Source organism: Paenibacillus sp. JJ-100, from assembly GCF_948329825.1.
Classification (GTDB): Bacteria; Bacillota; Bacilli; order Paenibacillales; family Paenibacillaceae; genus Paenibacillus.
Genome location: NZ_CAOJCM010000002.1, coordinates 842,739 through 862,971, shown reverse-complemented (window position 1 = coordinate 862,971; position 20,233 = coordinate 842,739). Strand labels below are relative to the sequence as shown.

The 20,233-nt window shown below is 47.5% G+C and carries 17 protein-coding genes; 16 read left to right on the top strand and 1 reads right to left on the bottom strand.

Annotated features, from left to right (window positions below; all coding sequences use genetic code 11):
* Window positions 1-22: 22 nt before the first annotated feature.
* On the top strand, window positions 23-382 hold the full coding sequence (locus tag PQG66_RS10510; RefSeq protein ID WP_272037628.1) for a DUF5665 domain-containing protein: 360 nt from the start codon (window positions 23-25) through the stop codon (window positions 380-382).
* Between the two features lie 22 nt (window positions 383-404).
* On the opposite strand, the gene PQG66_RS10505 is transcribed toward PQG66_RS10510, so the two are convergent.
* Window positions 405-1,139: a TraR/DksA C4-type zinc finger protein gene (locus PQG66_RS10505; RefSeq protein WP_272037627.1), complete on the bottom strand. Its 735-nt coding sequence runs from the start codon at window positions 1,137-1,139 to the stop codon at window positions 405-407.
* Window positions 1,140-1,370: 231 nt separating this feature from the next.
* Between PQG66_RS10505 and lspA the strand changes: the two genes are divergently transcribed.
* From lspA to PQG66_RS10430, 15 genes are all read left to right on the top strand, one after another.
* A complete protein-coding gene (lspA, locus tag PQG66_RS10500; protein WP_272037626.1) occupies window positions 1,371-1,865 on the top strand; it encodes a signal peptidase II in 495 nt (164 codons plus the stop codon).
* Window positions 1,849-2,820, top strand: coding sequence for an RluA family pseudouridine synthase (locus tag PQG66_RS10495; RefSeq protein ID WP_442955074.1), 972 nt, complete (start codon window positions 1,849-1,851; stop codon window positions 2,818-2,820). Before lspA ends, PQG66_RS10495 begins: the two co-directional genes overlap by 17 nt.
* A gap of 110 nt (window positions 2,821-2,930) precedes the next feature.
* The gene (locus PQG66_RS10490; protein ID WP_272037625.1) at window positions 2,931-4,184 is read left to right on the top strand and encodes an LL-diaminopimelate aminotransferase; all 1,254 of its coding nucleotides are present in this window, start codon (window positions 2,931-2,933) and stop codon (window positions 4,182-4,184) included.
* 22 nt (window positions 4,185-4,206) lie between these two features.
* Window positions 4,207-4,380 carry a hypothetical protein gene (locus tag PQG66_RS10485; protein ID WP_272037624.1) on the top strand — a complete coding sequence of 58 codons (174 nt, stop codon included), beginning with the start codon at window positions 4,207-4,209 and terminating at the stop codon, window positions 4,378-4,380.
* Window positions 4,381-5,029: 649 nt separating this feature from the next.
* Window positions 5,030-5,593, top strand: a complete 564-nt coding sequence (gene pyrR / locus PQG66_RS10480; RefSeq protein WP_272037623.1) for a bifunctional pyr operon transcriptional regulator/uracil phosphoribosyltransferase PyrR — start codon at window positions 5,030-5,032, stop codon at window positions 5,591-5,593.
* Complete coding sequence (locus tag PQG66_RS10475) at window positions 5,593-6,504, top strand: aspartate carbamoyltransferase catalytic subunit (protein ID WP_442955093.1); 912 nt, start codon at window positions 5,593-5,595, stop codon at window positions 6,502-6,504. Before pyrR ends, PQG66_RS10475 begins: the two co-directional genes overlap by 1 nt.
* 123 nt (window positions 6,505-6,627) lie before the next feature.
* A complete protein-coding gene (locus PQG66_RS10470) occupies window positions 6,628-7,932 on the top strand; it encodes a dihydroorotase (protein WP_272037621.1) in 1,305 nt (434 codons plus the stop codon).
* Window positions 7,933-8,323: 391 nt separating this feature from the next.
* Entirely contained in the window at window positions 8,324-9,466 is a 1,143-nt protein-coding gene (gene carA, locus PQG66_RS10465; protein WP_272037620.1) for a glutamine-hydrolyzing carbamoyl-phosphate synthase small subunit, read from the top strand.
* 1 nt (window position 9,467) lies between these two features.
* Window positions 9,468-12,683, top strand: a complete 3,216-nt coding sequence (carB, locus tag PQG66_RS10460) for a carbamoyl-phosphate synthase large subunit (RefSeq protein ID WP_272037619.1) — start codon at window positions 9,468-9,470, stop codon at window positions 12,681-12,683.
* A 106-nt stretch (window positions 12,684-12,789) separates the two neighbouring features.
* Window positions 12,790-13,530 (top strand): orotidine-5'-phosphate decarboxylase, encoded by a 741-nt coding sequence (gene pyrF / locus PQG66_RS10455; RefSeq protein ID WP_272037618.1) that lies wholly within the window; start codon window positions 12,790-12,792, stop codon window positions 13,528-13,530.
* Window positions 13,527-14,168 carry an orotate phosphoribosyltransferase gene (pyrE, locus tag PQG66_RS10450; protein WP_272037617.1) on the top strand — a complete coding sequence of 214 codons (642 nt, stop codon included), beginning with the start codon at window positions 13,527-13,529 and terminating at the stop codon, window positions 14,166-14,168. The genes pyrF and pyrE overlap by 4 nt, the downstream gene beginning before the upstream one ends.
* Before the next feature lie 271 nt (window positions 14,169-14,439).
* Window positions 14,440-15,387 (top strand): ABC transporter ATP-binding protein, encoded by a 948-nt coding sequence (locus PQG66_RS10445; protein WP_272037616.1) that lies wholly within the window; start codon window positions 14,440-14,442, stop codon window positions 15,385-15,387.
* Window positions 15,350-16,459, top strand: coding sequence for an efflux RND transporter periplasmic adaptor subunit (locus PQG66_RS10440; RefSeq protein ID WP_272037615.1), 1,110 nt, complete (start codon window positions 15,350-15,352; stop codon window positions 16,457-16,459). The genes PQG66_RS10445 and PQG66_RS10440 overlap by 38 nt, the downstream gene beginning before the upstream one ends.
* Entirely contained in the window at window positions 16,459-19,365 is a 2,907-nt protein-coding gene (locus PQG66_RS10435; RefSeq protein ID WP_272037614.1) for an ABC transporter permease, read from the top strand. The genes PQG66_RS10440 and PQG66_RS10435 overlap by 1 nt, the downstream gene beginning before the upstream one ends.
* Window positions 19,366-19,367: 2 nt before the next feature.
* Window positions 19,368-20,231 (top strand): ABC transporter ATP-binding protein, encoded by an 864-nt coding sequence (locus tag PQG66_RS10430; protein ID WP_272038133.1) that lies wholly within the window; start codon window positions 19,368-19,370, stop codon window positions 20,229-20,231.
* Window positions 20,232-20,233 lie beyond the last annotated feature (2 nt).

Sequence of the window (20,233 nt, the reverse complement as noted above, 5' to 3'; positions counted from 1 at the left end):
CATGCAAGGAATGGAGCGAACCATGAGCAAACAAGAACAGTCAGCGGAATCCATTAAATCAGCATCACTGGAAACCGCAGACATATCGCATGATAAAATTGAAGAGTTACATACATTAACGAGCCGGATTGCTAATGAGCTGGAGCGTTCACGGATTGCACAATATACCGAACTGCTGCTTCGACCATGGAAGCTTATCGGGTTAAATCTGTTGTCCGGCGCAGCCAGAGGTGTAGGCATTGCGATTGGGTTTACTTTTTTCGCTGCAACCATTATCTATGTGTTACAACTTCTTGGCGCTCTAAATTTGCCGATCGTTGGAGATTATATTGCTGATATTGTACGAATCGTCCAGCGTCAGCTGGATATGACGACCTATTGATTCCATAAGATTGGAAGCAGAGTCACAGATCATCATCCAATGAGTCGGGTTCAAGTAGGCCGTCGCCTTCGCCATTGTCTAGATACTGCCGATACTGGCGATTACGGACAATGGATACATCATGACCATAAATATCCGTTGCGACAAAGCTTTCATAAGCTTCAACAAAGCCGTCCATCTCTTCGGTGGCCTCAATAGCCATTACATCGTAGCTATCAATATCGCCGTTTTCTGCCATTGCAGGGGAGTTGGAGTTGCCCCAGCTCTCTACGATCTGCCAGGCATCTTCGCCGTCAAAGCCATTCTGATCTTCCCGCTCATCCAGACTGGTACGTCCAAACGATGGAGCCAGGAATTCCTCTTCAACAGGCCGATTTTCCGAAACAACTGTCTCCGGTTGATGTTTTTTACAATATTTTGTGTAGGGGACGGCTTCCATTCGCTCATATGGGATAGGTTGTTGGCAGACTGCACATATACCGTAATGGCCTTCTTCCATCGCGTGCAGGGCTGAATCAATACGTTCGAGTTGGAATTCATCATGCTCTAGGAGCGAAATATCTTTTCCTCGTTCGTATACCTCTGTGGCAAGATCCCCGGGATGATTATCAATAGGTGACAGTTCACCGGTCTGGAGTTTTAAAGAATCTCCCAGCCCATAGTGTTCGTTGTCTGAAAGCCGATGTTCGATATCATGTTTGTTGGACATAAGCTGGGAACGCAGAGAACGCATTTGCTCAGATGTAAAATGTGACATGATTTTCCCCTTTCTGTTCCATCTGGAATCCGGTTGTAGTCTCCATTCTAGGATGTACCTTTTTGGGCAGGATTACATAAGGCAAATGTTAGTTATCGCTTTTTCCAAACTGTATATAACTCAGCTTATATTCCACGTCATGGACGTTCTTCGAATAGCTGTGCTACAATAAAATAAGTCTGGCGAAAGTTTGGTATCGCTGGAAAAGACAAGAACGGAGTGACAATAAACGTGGTGTATTATATCCTTGCTTTTATCGTGTTTTTAGTGGATCAGGGAACGAAGTACCTGATTGCTACCCGGATGGAACTTAGAGAAGAGATTCCGGTCATTGGCAATTTTTTTGTCATTACCTCCCATCGTAATTCAGGTGCTGCATTTGGAATATTACAGGACCAGCGTTGGTTCTTTATTGTGGTGACGATCATTGTAGTTGTTGCTTTGATTTGGTATTTGCAAAAGGTGAAAGACACTCCACATAAATTGCTTCCCGTCGCCCTTAGTTTGGTACTTGGGGGAGCGATCGGTAACTTTCTTGATCGTGCATTAACAGGGGAAGTTGTGGACTTTGTGCAGCTTAATTTTGGAAGCTATACGTTTCCAATCTTCAACATTGCCGATTCGGCTATATGCGTCGGTGTAGCACTAATCATTGTGGAAACATTGCTTGAAGGACGTCGTGAAAAAGCGGCTGCGAAGACTGAAGGGAATGAGCAAACTGAGTAATTTACACGAAGAAGAGTTGAACAACGAAGAACAACATAATGATGAACAACGTATGGAATGGATCGTTGCTGCTGAACATAAGAAAGAACGTCTAGATAAATACATTACTGAGGCTGTAGATAACGTATCTCGCTCTCAAGTCCAGCTATGGATAGCAGACGGAGCAGTCACGGTGAATGGAGCTGTAGCCAAGGCTAACACGAAGCTGTCCGAAGGGGACAAGATTGTATTACAAGTTCCTGAGCCGGAAGCGGTGGAGATTGTTGCAGAAGACATCCCGCTTGAAGTGGTTTACGAAGATAGTGATCTAATCGTCATCAATAAACAGCGCGGACTAGTCGTCCACCCGGCACCGGGACATACTTCTGGTACACTTGTGAATGCTTTGATGTATCATTGCAAGGATCTTTCCGGTATTAACGGAGAATTGCGTCCAGGGATCGTACATCGGATTGACAAGGATACGTCTGGATTGATCATGGCTGCCAAAAATGATCGTGCTCACGCTTCGCTTGCTGCTCAGTTGAAAGAACACAGTGTAAACAGACGTTATATTGCGCTGGTTCATGGTCATCTGAGCCACGATCAAGGCACCATTGATGCACCGATTGGACGGGATACGCACGACCGTAAAATGTATACCGTCACAGAGCGTAACAGCAAACATGCAGTGACGCATTTTACTGTGACTGAACGCATCAACGACTACACCTTACTTGAGTTAAAGTTAGAAACAGGACGTACTCACCAGATTCGCGTGCATATGAAATTTATAGGTCATCCACTTGTCGGTGATCCGACATACGGACGTAATAAAGGAATCAAAATGAATGGACAGGCTCTTCATGCCGCTACCCTTGGTTTTGTGCATCCGACAACAGGGGAGTACATGGAATTCACTGCGCCGATCCCGCAGGATATGGAAGATGTACTGGCTTCGTTGAGAAGCCGCTGATGGTTTAAAGAAAGTACAAATGTTCGGATATTTTGTCCATGGTGTTGAATGTTCATATGCTTCATATTAAACATGAGAAATTTGTGTCAAATGAGGAGATGAACAACATTATGAGCATTGATAAATATCAGGAAACATATATCCAAACTAATTTTGCCGACCGTATCGGCGGTTCCAACTATGGTAAGGACACTAACATCTATAAATTTGAGAAAATCAAACGTGCTAAAGCTTCAGCAAAGAAAGACTTTCCCGATGTCGAATTAATTGACCTTGGAGTAGGTGAACCGGATGAGATGGCAGACGCGGGGATCGTTGCTGCTCTTGCTGCAGAAGCAGCCAAACCGGAGAACCGTGGCTATGCCGATAACGGTATTCCAGAATTCAAAGTAGCGGCAGCAACATACCTGAGGGACGTATTTAACGTAGAAGGTATCGATGCTAACACAGAGATCGTACATTCTATCGGCTCCAAACCCGCTCTCGCGATGCTCCCCTCTTGCTTCATCAACCCGGGTGATGTCACAATTATGACCGTTCCTGGTTATCCAGTAATGGGTACACATACGAAATATCTGGGTGGAGAAGTATTCAATGTTCAATTAACGAAAGAGAATAACTTCTTGCCTGACCTGGGAGCAATCCCAGAAGATATTGCTAAACGTGCAAAATTGCTCTATTTGAACTATCCGAACAACCCGACTGGTGCAAGTGCAACAGTGGAGTTTTTCACTGAGGTCGTTGAATGGGCAAAAAAATACAATGTGGTTGTTGTGCATGATGCGCCATATGCGGCATTAACATATGATGGATCAAAACCATCCAGCTTCCTGTCGATACCAGGTGCCAAGGATGTAGGGGTAGAACTACACTCCCTATCCAAATCATACAACATGACTGGTTGGAGAATTGGCTTTGTTGCGGGTAATCCGCTCATTGTCAAAGCATTCAGTGATGTGAAAGACAACAATGATTCTGGTCAATTCATCGCGATCCAAAAAGCAGCGGCTTACGGGTTGAATCATCCTGAAATTACGGAAAAAATCGCAGAGAAGTATTCCCGCCGGCACGATATGCTGGTTACCGCACTGAATGAACTGGGCTTCCAGGCTGAGAAACCGAAAGGCTCTTTCTTCCTTTATGTTGAAGCTCCAAAAGGGATTGTTGGTGGACGTCGCTTCGAGTCAGGTGAAGATTTCTCGCAATTTCTGATTCGTGAGAAACTGATCTCATCCGTACCTTGGGACGATGCGGGGAACTTTGTACGATTCTCGGTTACGTTTATCGCAAATGGCGAAGAGGAAGAGAAACGTGTTATTACTGAAATCAAACGTCGTCTGAGTGATGTAACGTTTGAGTTTTAAAGTAAACATCGGTAAATAAACGATGAAATATGAACAGAGACCGGAAACGGTCTCTTTTTTTATGTCACTGACAGGACAGCTCGTAGCATCCCTGCTCGTTACAGTGGGGAACAGCATCGATCGGCATCTCGAAACGCTGTCAACGATTAAGCAATCATATCAACAACTGGAACAGCAGAGTTCTGTCCAACAATGAACAGGCAACATTACCATTATTTAAAACAAGGCTCCCTTGAACATCGAGTTCAAGGGGCTTTTTTGATTGGACTAAGATCAGATGCGATACATTCAAACCTGTGAATAAAGTACGACTTGTTTCGGAGAGCTGCAACGAATGGGGCAATGCCATCCACTTACGATATGGGAAATACATTTAGAAAGATACATTGCATTTGTCTATGGATAATTATACAGTAATGTTGTATAATTATTAATGACAAATGACATGTGATGTGACTTGGATGTTTTATCGCCTAATTGCTTATTTCATTCAATACGAAGCAGAGGATTTAAATCTGAGATGGACGGGTGTTGACAGAGGGAATGCTTTCTGTCATAATTCATGAAGACAAACGGGCATAACGAGAAAGAACCCTGTGAGGTTCCTCCTATGCACGACATGAATAGCACCTTTAAATCAGTCCCGTGAGACTGGCAAGGTAACGTGAACGATGCATCGTTTATTTGCTGCGGCATGATAATACGATGGATCACCGAGAGTAAACTTTCTTCAGCGACGTCTGAAGTTTGGAGACTCCTTGCCAATGAACACGGCAAGGAGTCTTTTTTGTTCTCCTCGTCACGGGGCCATGATTTCGAAGGGAAATCCTGAGGAGGCTGAGCGCATGAGCACAGAAACACATGTCATTATGGATGAAACGGCGATCCGCCGAGCTTTAACAAGGATTGCCCATGAAATATTGGAAAAGAACAAGGGGATTGATGATTGTGTACTGGTCGGAATTCGCACACGCGGTGTGTATCTTGCCGAACGAATCGCCGCCAAGATTGAAGAGATTGAAGGCGCCAAAGTTCCCTGGGGAGAACTTGATGTAACTCCTTATCGTGACGACCGACTGGATGATAACCAGATGAATCGCAAGGAACTGTTGATTATGACACCTGAATCCCTATCCATTCATAATAAAAAAGTGATTTTGTTCGATGATGTGCTATACACCGGACGCACGATACGGGCTGCGATGGATGCGCTGATGGACTGTGGAAGACCACAGAACATACAGCTCGCTGTACTTGCAGACCGTGGACATCGAGAACTTCCGATTAGACCTGATTTTATCGGTAAAAACGTGCCGACATCCAAATCAGAAGAGATCGAGGTTGCACTTATGGAAACGGATGGACAGGATGAGGTCAAAATCATACAGAACCGGGGGGAGCAGGCGTGATGATTACACAGACAGCATTGAAAGACCGCAGCTTGCTTGGATTGAAAGAGATTAGCCGTGATGAGATCGAATCTATCCTAAACCGCGCAGCCCACTGGGAAGCACAGAAGGAAAAGTTAGTGCCGGTCCTTGAGTCCCGCTTTGTAGCCAACATGTTCTTCGAGAACAGCACTCGCACTCGCTTTTCCTTCGAGATGGCAGAGAAACGACTGGGGGCTCAGGTACTGAACTTCACGGCAGCCGCATCCAGTGTCGAAAAGGGAGAGTCGATCTACGATACGGTAAGAACGCTCGAATCCATGGGCATTGATGCAGGGGTCATTCGCTTGAAACCGGCAGGTGTCTTGCAGCAGCTCGTACAGAAGGTTAGTGTGCCACTTGTTAACGCAGGAGATGGCAATAACGAGCACCCGACGCAAGCGCTCCTTGATCTCTACACAATGCGGAAGGCATTTGGTGAACTGAAAGGTTTGCGTGTCTCCATTATCGGAGATATCTTGCACAGCCGAGTAGCACGCTCCAACTTGTGGGCACTGCAAAAGTTTGGTGCAGATGTACGCTTCTGCTCACCGCCAACCATGCAGGCGCCAGAGCTTGCGCAGCACGCACCTTATGTAGGTCTTGAAGAAGCGTTGAATGCTGATGTAGTCATGATGCTAAGGGTTCAACTGGAACGTCATCAACATGGCCTGATCACTTCAGCTGAGGATTATCGCGAACACTACGGATTGACGGAAGAACGGGCGTCACGCCTTAAGCCGAGTACGATTATTATGCACCCTGCTCCAGTGAACCGTAACGTCGAGGTAGACGACGCGGTTGTCGAGAGTGAAGCTTCACGAATTTTCCCACAGATGGCAAATGGCGTTCCAATCCGCATGGCGGTTATGGAACGTGCGATGAAGCTGTAACAGGGCCTAGCATAGATTCATAGGCTGACGAGAACATGTTCTGCAGACCAATACAAATCGTGAACGATAAATTATTCATCTAGCGGATTCAACTGCTGGACAGAACCGAAGCGGAGGTCAATTATGGTACAGGTGATTAAAAACGCAAACATTTTGAATCAACAAGGGGAACTTGAACGGAAAACCATTCTTATAGAAGAAGGTAAAATTAAAACGATCGCTGACCCGGATAATGAAGTTGTACGGAATGCCGAGAAGTCAGCGCAAAACGTAACGGATGCTACAGGTAAGCTTGTCATACCAGGATTAATTGACATGCACGTACATCTGCGCGAACCTGGATTCGAACATAAAGAGACGATCGAAACGGGAGCAAAGTCCGCTGCACAAGGTGGTTTTACAACCATTGCCTGCATGCCAAATACAAGACCGGTAACGGATACACCTGAGGTTGTAGAGCTGGTACTGAACAAAGCGAAGGAAGCGGACCTGGTTAAAGTACTGCCCTATGCAGCGATTACCAAAAACGAACTAGGCCGCGAACTGACAGACTTTGCTGCATTAAAAGCAGCAGGCGCGATCGGCTTCACGGACGATGGGGTAGGTGTACAGAACGCACAGATGATGAAGGATGCCATGAGCCTTGCAGCCAGCATGGATATGCCTGTGATTGCCCACTGTGAAGATGATTCTCTGGTGGTTGGCGGATATGTCACCGAAGGTGAGTTCTCTAAACGTCATGGTATCAAAGGTATTCCGAATGAATCCGAAGCGATTCATGTAGGACGCGACATTCTTCTTGCAGAAGCAACAGGTGTACACTACCATGTGTGCCACGTTAGCACAGAACAATCCGTTCGTCTGATTCGTCTGGCAAAATCGATCGGTATCAAGGTCACCGCAGAGGTATGCCCGCACCACTTGGTGCTGTCCGATGAGGATATCCCGGGTATGGACGCGAACTGGAAAATGAATCCTCCACTGCGCTCACCACGGGATGTGCAGGCTTGTATTGAAGGATTGCTCGACGGGACACTCGACATGATCGTAACCGACCATGCACCGCATAGCGAAGAAGAGAAAGCAAAAGGCATGGAGCTTGCACCATTCGGTATCGTTGGATTCGAAACGGCCTTCCCACTACTGTATACGAAGTTTGTTGAAACGGGATTATGGACTCTGGATTTCCTAGTTAAACGTATGACAGCTGATCCAGCTCGCGTATTTAGACTAGATACCGGCAGACTGGAAGCAGGAGCACCTGCAGATCTGACCATGATTGATCTGGATCAAGAGAAGGCTGTGGACCCGGCAACATTTGCAACAAAGGGCAGAAACACACCATTCACAGGCTGGAAGCTGAAAGGCTGGCCCGTACAAACATGGGTGGATGGCAAAAGCGTGTGGGTTAACACGTTACAGCAATAAAACAGCACTATGCTGACGTAATACATCGCTAAATATATACATCAGTACTCATAACATATCATTTTTCCGAAATACCAGCTTTAATCAGTAACTTCTATCTATATACAAACTCAAGGCAAGACATGCTGAGAGCCCAACATACAAAACAAAAATAGTTAAATGTACTTTTTGAACTTTGAGCACCACATTAGCTGCGAAGTGGACAGAAAAGACCCGAAGAAGCGAAGCGCTCGCCTTTATCCCCGGATTACCCCATTTGAAAAATGGAAAAAAAGTAATCCGGGGATAACAGCGATCGAAGGGTTTTCTGTCCACGAAGTAACACGCTAAAGTAACTCAACGTTCAACCCAAGGCCATTTAACTTTGATAAACACAGAGGAGTGAGATGGGATGCAGGGACAGGCAAGATTATTGTTGGAAGACGGCACACTGTTCACCGGAAAAGCATTTGGTGCGGAAGGTGAAACCACAGGAGAGGTCGTTTTTAATACGGGAATTACAGGCTATCAAGAGGTGCTTTCAGACCCTTCATATTGCGGCCAGATCGTTACGATGACGTATCCATTGATCGGTAACTACGGGATCACGCGGGATGACTTCGAGTCAATTCGACCATACGTGCACGGTTTCGTGGTAAGACGCCATGAGCCAACGCCAAGCAACTGGCGTGCAGAATACAGTGTGGATAACCTGTTAAAGGAATACGGCATTGTAGGAATTAGCGAGATTGATACACGGATGTTGACTCGCCGGATTCGTCATCATGGCACAATGAAGGGGATTCTCACAACAGGATCTAAATCTGTCGAAGAACTGCTGGAGATGATGGGCGATACGACGATTGCCGAGCTCCGTAACCAAGTTCCACTGACGTCCACAGAGCATGTTTACAACAGTCCTGGGACAGCAGAACGTATTGTACTCGTAGACTACGGTGCAAAAACAGGGATTTTACGTGAACTCAGTAAACGGAACTGTGACGTTGTTGTTGTACCGCATAACGTAACGGCTGACGAGATTCGCCGCCTTAATCCAGATGGTATTCAGTTGTCCAACGGCCCTGGGGACCCGAAAGACGTTCCTCATGCCGTGAAAATGATTAGCGAGTTGCTGGGTGAATACCCAATCTTCGGCATCTGTCTCGGTCATCAGCTGTTTGCTCTGGCAGCAGGCGCAGACACGGAAAAACTCAAGTTCGGACACCGCGGAGGAAATCACCCGGTTAAAGAGCTCGAGAGTGGACGTTGCTTCATCACATCCCAGAATCACGGTTATACCGTAAACGAAGAGTCTGTGAAGAACACAGACCTGGAAGTTACACATATCAACAATAATGACAAGACCATTGAAGGTCTGAAACATAAAACATATCCTGCCTTCTCCGTACAATATCACCCGGAAGCAGCGCCAGGACCTTACGATAACAGCTATTTGTTTGATCGTTTCATTGAAATGATTCGCGAGCATAAGATCACTAACCCGCAAAAGCCGCGCCAAGCTGTACTGGCAGCCGCAGTGAAAGGAGCACAATAACATGCCGATTAACAAAGATCTCAAAAAAATCCTGGTGATTGGTTCTGGTCCAATCGTCATCGGTCAGGCGGCCGAGTTTGACTATGCAGGTACGCAAGCTTGCCAGGCTCTGAAAGAAGAAGGCGTGGAAGTTGTACTCATTAACAGTAACCCTGCGACCATCATGACGGATACAAATATGGCTGACAAAGTGTATATTGAGCCAATTACACTGGATTTTGTAACACAGATTATTCGTCAAGAACGTCCAGACGGCTTGCTGCCAACACTGGGTGGTCAAACAGGTCTGAACATGGCTGTAGAATTGGCACGTGCGGGCGTACTGGAACGAGAGAATGTAAAATTGCTCGGAACACAGCTGACTTCCATTGAGAAAGCAGAAGACCGTGATCTGTTCCGTGATCTGATGCGTGAACTGGAACAGCCAGTACCTGAGAGTGTCATCGTTACAACGCTGGAAGAATCACTTCAATTCGCTGGTGAGATTGGGTATCCAATCATCGTGCGTCCTGCCTACACGCTGGGCGGAACAGGCGGAGGGATCTGTGCGAACGAAGAGGAACTTCGTGAAACGGTTGCTGCTGGACTGCGTTACAGCCCGATCGGTCAATGTCTGGTAGAGAAAAGCATCGCAGGCATGAAAGAAGTAGAATACGAGGTTATGCGTGACAAGAACGATAACTGTATCGTTGTGTGCAACATGGAGAACTTCGATCCGGTAGGCGTTCATACAGGTGATAGTATCGTTGTGGCGCCAAGCCAGACGTTGTCTGACCGTGAGTACCAAATGCTGCGCTCGGCATCCTTGAAAATTATTCGTGCCCTAAACATTGAGGGAGGATGTAACGTACAGTTCGCGCTTGATCCGCACAGTTTCCAATACTATGTTATCGAGGTTAACCCTCGTGTAAGCCGTTCCTCTGCGCTGGCTTCCAAAGCAACAGGGTATCCGATTGCGAAGATGGCTGCTAAAATTGCGATGGGTTACACGCTAGATGAGATTGTTAACCCGGTTACAGGCCAAACGTATGCTTGCTTTGAGCCAACACTTGACTATATCGTAAGTAAAATTCCTCGCTGGCCGTTCGACAAATTCACGTCGGCGAACCGTAAGCTGGGAACACAGATGAAAGCAACGGGCGAAGTCATGGCGATCGGACGTACGTTCGAAGAGTCTATCCACAAAGCGGTTCGTTCTCTGGAAATCGGTGTGCATCGACTCTATCTGAAAGATGCAGAAACGCTGGATGAAGCTACGCTAAACGAACGTCTTGTAAAAGCGGACGATGAGCGGATGTTCCTGATTGCTGAAGCATTCCGTAGAGGGTATACTCTGCAGCAATTGCAGGATCTGACGAAGATCGACTGGTGGTTCCTGGATAAAATCGAGAGCATGATTCAATTCGAAGATCGCGTTCGTAAAGAATCCGAGTTGACTTCAGAGACGCTGTATCAGGCGAAACGTCTTGGTTTCACAGACCGTGCCATTGCTGAATTGCGTGCCGAAGGTCAGCCTGGCGGTACCCTGACTACTGAAGCCGAGATCAGAACACGCCGCCAAGAAGAGAACCTGCGTCCGGTATACAAAATGGTAGATACATGTGCGGCAGAGTTTGAAGCAACAACGCCTTACTACTACTCGACATATGAGACAGAGAATGAAGTCATCCCATCCGATAAGAAAAAAGTCGTGGTGCTGGGTTCTGGTCCGATTCGGATCGGGCAAGGTATTGAATTTGACTACTCCACTGTACACGCAGTATGGGCTCTGCAAAAAGCTGGTTACGAAGCGGTTATTATTAATAATAACCCTGAGACGGTATCTACTGACTTTAATACATCGGATCGCTTGTACTTTGAACCGCTGTTTTTCGAGGATGTCATGAACGTCATTGAACAAGAGCAACCGGTAGGAGTTATCGTTCAGTTCGGTGGCCAAACGGCTATCAATCTGGCAGCACCGCTGCGTAATGCAGGAGTAACGATTCTCGGGACTGACCTTGAAAGTATTGATGAAGCCGAGGATCGTAAGAAGTTCGAACGTCTGCTGTCTCGCCTAGAGATTGCACAGCCGAAGGGTAAAACGGTCACTTCGGTAGACGATGCTGTCGAAACCGCTCAATCCCTTGGATACCCGGTACTCGTGCGTCCATCATACGTGCTGGGTGGTCGTGCAATGGAGATCGTCTACTCTGATGCGGAATTGTTGACCTACATGGAACAAGCGGTGAAAATCAATCCGGAACATCCGGTTCTGATCGACCGTTACATGCTAGGTACAGAAGTTGAAGTGGATGCCATCTGTGACGGGGAGACAGTTCTTGTTCCGGGCATTATGGAGCATATCGAACGCGCAGGGGTACACTCCGGTGATTCGATCGCTGTATATCCGCCGCAGTATTTGTCCGCAGATTTGAAAGAGAAAATTGTAGACATTACGATCAAAATTGCCAAGGAATTGAAAACTATCGGACTGGTAAACATCCAGTTTGTTATTCATGAAGGTCAAGTGTACGTAATTGAGGTGAATCCGCGTTCATCTCGGACTGTGCCTTTCCTGAGCAAAGTAACGAACATTCCGATGGCGAATCTGGCAACACAAGCGATCTTGGGTGTAAAACTGAAAGACCTTGGGTATGTCGATGGTCTATGGCCTGAAACCGATCACGTATCGGTAAAAGTACCGGTGTTCTCCTTTGCCAAACTGCGCCGTGTTGAGCCAACTCTCGGACCTGAGATGAAATCCACAGGTGAGGTAATGGGACGTGACCCGAACTACGCAAAAGCGTTGTTCAAAGGTCTGATCGGAGCGGGGATGAAGATTCCTGCAACTGGAGCCATCGTGGTGACTGTGGCAGACAAAGACAAAGACGAAGCAGTACCTTTGCTCGAAGGATTCTACAAACTTGGCTACAAAATCATGGCAACCGGCGGAACAGCAGCTGCGCTTCAAGCGGCTAACATTCCGGTGACGGTAGTAAATAAATTGAGCGAAGGCTCACCTAACATTCTCGATATGATCCGCAGTGGTGAAGCGAACTTTGTGTTCAACACCCTGACTAAGGGTAAAACGCCACAGCGTGATGGATTCCGTATCCGTCGTGAAGCGGTAGAGAATGGTGTGGTATGTATGACTTCCCTGGATACGATTCGTGCGCTGCTGATTATGCTGCAAACGATCAACTTCTCTTCGGAGGCTATGCCAGCCTTTGTATAATGAATAGTCACATGATGAAGGACATCAGTCAGCCTACGGGCTGGCGAGATGTCCTTTATATCGGGCAAAAACGGAAAAAATGAGCACGCGGAAGGGGCGCTGGGTTATGAATCACCCGAATTTCAATGAGATGGCTGGACGTCTGATGGTTGCACTGGATTATCCGGGAGTGGAAGAAGCACATAAGCTGGTACAGGCCCTTGAGGGCATTCCTTGTTATATCAAGGTCGGTATGCAGCTCTTCTATGCGGCAGGGCCAGACTTTATTCGGGAGTTAAAAGCTAAAGGATACGCTGTGTTTCTTGATGTGAAAATGCATGATATTCCTAACACGGTGCGTGGCGGAGCTGAAAGCATTACACGCCTTGGAGTGGACATGTTTAATGTGCACGCGGCGGGCGGAGCCAGCATGATGCGTTCAGCACGAGAAGGCGCAGAAGCGGCGCTTGCTGCTGATCCTTCGCTGAAGAGACCTGAGATTATTGCCGTGACACAATTGACCAGCACCAGCGTAGAGACGATGAATAACGAGATTGGCATCCCCGGGAGTGTAGAGCAGACGGTCGTTCGTTATGCGCAACTTGCACAGACATCAGGGCTCGATGGTGTGGTAGCTTCCCCGCTGGAAGTACCAGCCATTCGGGAAGCGTGTGGCAGTGATTTTCACACAGTAACCCCGGGAATTCGTCCGGCAGGTAGTGGTCTTGGAGACCAGACACGTGTTTTAACACCCGGTGAAGCGATCAGCAGAGGGAGTCATTACATTGTTGTAGGTAGACCTATAACCGGCTCAACGAACCCGCGTGAAGCGACAGAAACCATTTTGAAGGAGATGTTGAACGCATGATCGAACTTAGCCAAATTCCTAACCATATTGCATCCCAGTTATTAAAAATCAAAGCGGTGGCGCTGCGTCCACAGCAGCCATTTACTTGGACATCCGGCATTAAATCACCGATCTATTGTGATAATCGTCTGACGATGTCGTATCCTGAGATTCGAGAGGACATTGCTGAAGCGTTTGCGGCCATAATTCGTGACCAGTATCCGGAAGCAGAGGTGATTGCAGGAACAGCTACAGCAGGCATCCCTCACGCAGCTTGGGTAGCGCAGAAGCTGAATCTGCCGATGGCCTATATCCGCGATAAAGCGAAGGGACATGGCAAGGAGAATCTGATTGAAGGTTTAATCCGTGAAGGTCAAAAAGTGGTCGTCATTGAGGATTTGATCTCAACAGGTGGAAGTTCAATTAAAGCAGCAGAAGCTGTACGTGCCGCGGGAGCAACGCCGCTCGCCGTTCTTGCCATCTTCAGTTATCAGCTGGATAAAGGGGGAAAAGCATTCGAGGAAGCTGGTATTCCACTGCAAACTTTGTCCAATTATACCGCATTGATGGATGTGGCTTTGGCTCAAGGTACGATTCAGGAGAGTGACTTCGCATTGCTTCAGTCATGGCGTGAAGATCCTTCTTCATTTGGTAAATAATATCATTCGACAATGATTGAACTGCTGTATAGCAAACGGTATCAAAATTGTAATGATCAATGCCACGATGGCAAACAATTAAGTTTTCAGGAGGCATCCCGTAAGTTGGGGTGCTTTTTTGTGATGTTCATCGAAATATTAACTTTTTTCTACTGACGTTGTAAAAAGCTTGTAACTTTTAGTGGAGAGCAGTCGTTTATAATTCAGTGTAGGATGGAACAGATTTCTAGTTTAGGGCGCATGAAGGAAATGCGTGGCATAACAAGAGAGGATGAGCGTGATTGCTGGCATGAAAAAGTTATTTTCAAAAATAAGACCTGCCAAGAGCCAATCGGGCGATGAGAACCCACAAGACCAACCTAGACCGGAGGAAAGGGCTGCATCAGAAGAACATTCATACATAACACTGCCCGAACATGTAGACACCGAAGCCTCTATGACGGATGAGTTATCTGCCTTGGAAGAGACTGCAGTTGCTGTAGCTTCAGAGGAAACACCTCAACAGACCAAAACGAAGCCGAAGAAAGAACTGTTACCTCCGTATGATGGACCTGTATTGGAAGTTCGTAATGTTCATCGCAGCTTTCAGACAGGCAGTCGCATCATTCATGTGCTCAAAGGCATTGATATGGAAGTGAAACCGCAGCAGCTAGTTATGCTCAAGGGAAGGTCAGGTTCGGGTAAAACGACACTGCTGAACATGCTTGGCGGACTAGATCAGCCTTCTAGCGGCGAGATTTTATTTTCTGGACAGCCTCTTCAGGATTGGGGAGATCAACGACGAACCGCTTTGCGGCGCAAGGAGATCGGGTTTATTTTTCAGGCGTATGCACTCATGCCCTTATTATCTGCTTGGGAAAATGTAGAGCTCTCGCTCCGTATGGCGGATGTACCGCGATCCGAATGGAAAGACAGAGTAGGTCATTGTCTTGATTTGGTTGGACTGACCAAACGCGTGAAGCACCGGCCTTTTGAAATGTCCGGGGGGGAGCAACAGCGGGTGGCTATCGCTAAAGCGATTGCACATAGACCCCGCTTGCTGCTTGCGGATGAGCCGACGGCTGAGCTAGATTCGAAGATGGGTGCACAGGTCATGGCTGTGTTCCGCAATATCATTGAAGTAGAACAAGTAACGATATGTATGACTACACACGATCCTACAATTTTGGAGGTTGCGGACCATGTTTATGAAATGGCGGACGGCAGATTTCTCAAGTAAAGGGGCCGTTCCGAAGAAGGGGAAACGCGCAGCTCTTATTGTACTCGGTGCAATATTAGCTGCAACGATGTCAGGCTGTTCATTGCTGCCATCGGAGTCGGAGGAAGAGGTTCTGCCACCAATCACACCTCCAACCATCTCCAAGAAACCGGAATATGAAGTCCGGACGGAGACTTTGGAAAAGAAGGTTAGTGGTAGTGGCAAGATGATGAGTCAGCGTGAAGAAAAGGTGTATTTTACGCTGGATGGCATGCACATTAAAGAGTTGAATGTAAAAACGGGGGACAAAGTGAAGAAAGGGCAGGTTCTGGCTGTCCTTGATGTTAAAGATGTAGAGAAGGAAATTCGCAGCAAGCGCCTCCAGATTCGCAAAGCGGAAGTTCAGATGAAGGAAACCCTGCGCAAGAAGGACGAGATGGACCCGGTGGAATTCGAAGAAGCGACGATTGCTTTTGAAGAATTACGTCAGGAGCTTGCGGACCTTGAGGAGAAGATCGGTCAATCTACGTTGACAGCGCCGTTTGGCGGGACCGTTATTGCGGTTCAAGTAGAAAAGGGAGCGTCCGTCAAGGCGTATGATCCGATCGCAACCATTGCGGATACGTCCAATTTGGTAGTAGCGGCTACATTTGCCAAGGAGGATTTGGACAAATTTACGGCTGGCATGAAGGCAGAAGTTGACATCAATGGTGCCGGTAAGGTGGCTGGCAAGATCAAAGCGATGCCTACCGCTGATGCCTCAAGTAACAATAATGGCAATGGATCGGGCCAAGGAGGGTCACCTCCGGCGAAAGAAACGCTTGATCAGTATGTTCTTGTTACCCTCGCCAAAATGCCCAAAAATGTAGAACGCGGCACGCCGTTAACGGTTGCTATCGTAACCCAGCGCACAGAGAACGCAATTGTCATACCTGTATCTGCTCTGCGCTCCATCGGTTCCAGAACCTATGTACAGGTCATTGAGAATGATGGTAGCAAGCGTGAAGTGGATGTTGAGGTTGGGCAGCAGACATCGACCGATGTTGAGATTCTTAAAGGTCTGACGGTTGGTCAGAAAGTTGTGGGCCGCTAATGGGGCTGCCATTGCTTCGGCTATTGTTCCGCAAAATGTGGAACACGCGCTGGATGACCTTCAGCACATTAATCGGCTTGATTGTGGCGGTAGCGTTCACCGTCAGTATTCCAATGTATGCCGATGGTGCACTGAAACGGGTTGTCGCTCAGACGCTCCAGGATAACAGTGAAGGTTTACCAGCGGGATCGCTGTTGATGAGTTATCAGGCACCCGGTGGTGCCAAGACAGATATAAGAGGACTTGACGAAGTGGACCGCTATATTCGTGAGGATGTTCCTCGCGACATAGGGTTTCCCTTCCAAACGTATGTGAATTCGAGATCCATTCGCAGTACAGAGGTCAGTCCTGAAGACCCTACCAAAGTGGATGCAAGCCGTGTGCGGAGCATGACATTGGGGACGATGAGCGGACTCGACGAACAGGTGAATTACTCAGCTGGCGTCAAACCTGGAAATCAGGTCAAGGACGACATCATTGAAGCCGTCATGCTGGAAGAAGGGATGTATCGTAATGATTTGCACGTAGGAGATATTCTCGAATATCCAATCTATAGCGGTTTGGATATCACCCTGCGCGTCAAAATTACAGGTTCTTTCAAGGTCGATGATCCGAATAGTCCTTATTGGGTTCAAGGCTTTGACAGCATGATGAACGGTCTGTATGTGAATGATTCCGTTTTTAATGACGTAATACTCAAAGAAAAGGGCATTCCGCTTCAGAATTCCCGTTGGTACTATGCCTTTGATCTGAAAGAGGTTCAAACCAGTCAGCTGTCTGGCCTTAGCTCTGTGCTGGAACGACTGGATATTGATCTGTATCAACGCCTCAAGGATACCAAAGTGGATATTACTTTCGGTGATCTGCTCAAGCAATTCCGTAGTCAGAGCCTGCAATTGCAGACCATGCTGTTCACGCTCGCTGCACCGATGATTGCTATGGTCTTCTATTTTATAGCCATGAATGCCAGACAATCACTGCAAAAACAGGAAAGTGACATTGCGGTGCTGCGCAGCCGCGGAGCCTCGGCTCGTCAAATTTTCTCGCTTTATCTGCTCGAAGGTATTTTCTTGGGCGCGGTTGCACTGGTTATGGGGCCCTTTCTTGGGTGGTTTATGGCCAAGAGTATCGGTTCAGCAAGTGGATTTCTATCCTTCGTAGATCGGAAGTCGATTCCGATTGGTGTATCCAAGGAAGCAATTCTGCTCGGGATAGCAGCTGTATTGGTAGCCATTATTGCATCACTGATTCCGGCGATTACTTATGCGCGTGCAACCATTGTATCTGCTAAACGGCGCCAAGCTCGTACCGATCGTGCGCCCCTGTGGCAACGCTGGTTCCTCGATGTGGGACTGCTAGGCCTGGCAGGTTATGGATACTATATGTTTTATGAACGCCAGATGCTGACATTTCAGACAGGAATGACAACGGATCAGCTACAAGTACAGCCATTTCTGTTCTTTGTACCTGCACTTGCGATCTTTGCGCTTGGACTGTTTTTCCTGCGGTTATTTCCGTGGATATTAAAACTGATTCAGCTCATTGGACGCAAGTTGCTGCCAGTACCGCTGTATCTGACATTGACGCAGTTATCACGTTCGTCTTCATCCTATTATCCGCTGATGATTCTGTTGGTGCTGACGCTCGGTCTAGGAGTGTATAACTCCGCTGCAGCGCGAACCATTGATTTGAATTCGACAGAACGCACCCTATACCGTTACGGCTCGGATGTTATTATGCAAACGGTTTGGGAAGGAACACCTGAGGTTAAACCCGGAGGTTCTGGACAGGGCGGCGGACAAGGCGGAGGCCAGCAAGGTGGAGGCGGCGGAGGTGCCGGTGGAGGAAATGGCGGAGGCGGAGCTCCTGGTGGTGGGGGTGGCGGCGGTTCATCACAGCCAACCAAAATGATTTACTCCGAGCCGCCATTTGAAGTGTTCCGCCAATTAAATGGTGTGGAGCATGCTGCACGGGTACTGCAAACGAAGGGCAACATTATTGTATCTGGTAAATCCGGTGGACAGGGGATGCTCGTCGGCATTGATAACGTGGACTTCGCCCAAGTGGCCTGGTTCCGAAACGACCTATTCCCTGCACATCCTTATAAGTATCTTGATTTGCTTGGTAAATATGAAGGAGCTGTTCTGATTTCCTCCAAATTTGCGGACAAATTCAAGCTCAAAACGGGGGACATGGTCTCCATCGGAATACAGGGTCAAGCCATAGAATTTGTTGTTTTTGGCATCATTCCATATTGGCCTTCACAATACCCGGATCAGATGCCATTCTTCGTGGCCAATCTAGATTATATCTACGATCAAGTGCCTTTAATACCCTACGAGGTATGGTTAAAAATGAAACCGGACGCCAAAGTGGCTCCATTAATGGAGAAACTTGCAGCAGAAGGCATTGAACTATCCTCTGTCCGTGATGTGCGGACCGAACTGGTTACGCAAGGGAAACATCCATCACGAGGCGGGGTGTTCGGGATTCTGAGTCTAGGTTTCCTAGTATCGGTAATTATCTCGTTAATCGGTTACGTGCTGTACTGGTTCTTTAACCTCTCGGGACGTGTAGTACAGTTTGGTGTCCTGCGGGCCATGGGGCTATCCAGAGCACAGCTCAGTGGTATGTTATTGCTGGAACAAGTGTTTACCGCTGGTCTATCGATTCTGCTGGGAATCGGTATTGGTCAGGTGTCCAGCAGGCTCTTCTTGCCATTCCTGCAAACGACAGACAACGTGTCTGCACAGGTTCCGCCATTCCGCATCGTCTTTGAAGAGCAAGATATGTTGCAGCTGTATGGCGTTACTGTAGTGATGCTGATTATCGGAGCATCAATGTTACTATGGCAGATTCGCAGGCTGCGGGTGCATCAAGCGGTCAAAATGGGAGAGGAGAGGTAGACTTGATCCAATGCGAAGGACTTGTCAAAATTTTTAAATCCAGCGATGTGGAAGTCGTAGCCCTTCAAGGTCTCAATCTGACTGTCAATCAAGGGGAAATGATGGCGATCATTGGTAACAGCGGTAGCGGCAAATCGACGTTGCTGAACATTCTAGGCGGTCTGGATCGTCCTACCGCAGGAACGGCAGTTGTTGGAGACTGGGATCTGCTCAAAATGACGGATGCTCAATTAGTCGAATACAAACGCCATACTGTCGGTTTCATCTGGCAAAATAACGGTCGCAATCTGCTGCCTTATCTGACCGCACTGGAGAATGTGGAGACACCGATGATCTTGGGAGGCAAGCGTGATCGTGCCTATGCCATGCAACTGCTCGAATGGGTCGGTCTAAAGGATCGCATGCATAATAAGCTGCATCAGCTGTCGGGAGGAGAGCAGCAGCGTGTAGCGATTGCGATCTCCTTGTCCAATCGACCTAAAATTCTGCTGGCTGACGAACCGACTGGTTCAGTCGATTCCGAGACTTGTGATACGATCATGAATATTTTTCGCAAAATGAATAAGGAACTCGGGGTAACGATTGTTATCGTTACCCACGACTTGACGCTTGCCGGAAAAGTCGATCGGATCGTAGCGATTCGAGATGGTTTGACGAGTACTGAGTTTGTGAAACGCAATCCAAATCTGGACGATGATCAGGGACTATCTGAAGCAGGTACTCCTGACATTCATGAAGCTTTTGTCATTATTGATCGCGCTGGAAGACTTCAGGTTCCTAAAGAATATCTGGAGGCTTTGTCTATTGATAGCCGAGCTACATTGGAATTTGACGGTGAACGTATTGTAATTACACCGCCAAGATAATT

What these genes read in the sequence shown, in the direction of transcription:
- PQG66_RS10510 (WP_272037628.1), top strand. Translation starts at nt 23, where the DNA reads ATGAGCAAACAAGAACAGTCAGCGGAATCCATTAAATCAGCATCACTG.
- PQG66_RS10505 (WP_272037627.1), bottom strand. Translation starts at nt 1,139, where the DNA reads ATGTCACATTTTACATCTGAGCAAATGCGTTCTCTGCGTTCCCAGCTT.
- PQG66_RS10495 (WP_442955074.1), top strand. Translation starts at nt 1,849, where the DNA reads ATGAGCAAACTGAGTAATTTACACGAAGAAGAGTTGAACAACGAAGAA.
- PQG66_RS10490 (WP_272037625.1), top strand. Translation starts at nt 2,931, where the DNA reads ATGAGCATTGATAAATATCAGGAAACATATATCCAAACTAATTTTGCC.
- PQG66_RS10485 (WP_272037624.1), top strand. Translation starts at nt 4,207, where the DNA reads ATGAAATATGAACAGAGACCGGAAACGGTCTCTTTTTTTATGTCACTG.
- pyrR (WP_272037623.1), top strand. Translation starts at nt 5,030, where the DNA reads ATGAGCACAGAAACACATGTCATTATGGATGAAACGGCGATCCGCCGA.
- PQG66_RS10475 (WP_442955093.1), top strand. Translation starts at nt 5,593, where the DNA reads ATGATTACACAGACAGCATTGAAAGACCGCAGCTTGCTTGGATTGAAA.
- PQG66_RS10470 (WP_272037621.1), top strand. Translation starts at nt 6,628, where the DNA reads ATGGTACAGGTGATTAAAAACGCAAACATTTTGAATCAACAAGGGGAA.
- carA (WP_272037620.1), top strand. Translation starts at nt 8,324, where the DNA reads ATGCAGGGACAGGCAAGATTATTGTTGGAAGACGGCACACTGTTCACC.
- carB (WP_272037619.1), top strand. Translation starts at nt 9,468, where the DNA reads ATGCCGATTAACAAAGATCTCAAAAAAATCCTGGTGATTGGTTCTGGT.
- pyrF (WP_272037618.1), top strand. Translation starts at nt 12,790, where the DNA reads ATGAATCACCCGAATTTCAATGAGATGGCTGGACGTCTGATGGTTGCA.
- pyrE (WP_272037617.1), top strand. Translation starts at nt 13,527, where the DNA reads ATGATCGAACTTAGCCAAATTCCTAACCATATTGCATCCCAGTTATTA.
- PQG66_RS10445 (WP_272037616.1), top strand. Translation starts at nt 14,440, where the DNA reads ATGAGCGTGATTGCTGGCATGAAAAAGTTATTTTCAAAAATAAGACCT.
- PQG66_RS10440 (WP_272037615.1), top strand. Translation starts at nt 15,350, where the DNA reads ATGTTTATGAAATGGCGGACGGCAGATTTCTCAAGTAAAGGGGCCGTT.
- PQG66_RS10435 (WP_272037614.1), top strand. Translation starts at nt 16,459, where the DNA reads ATGGGGCTGCCATTGCTTCGGCTATTGTTCCGCAAAATGTGGAACACG.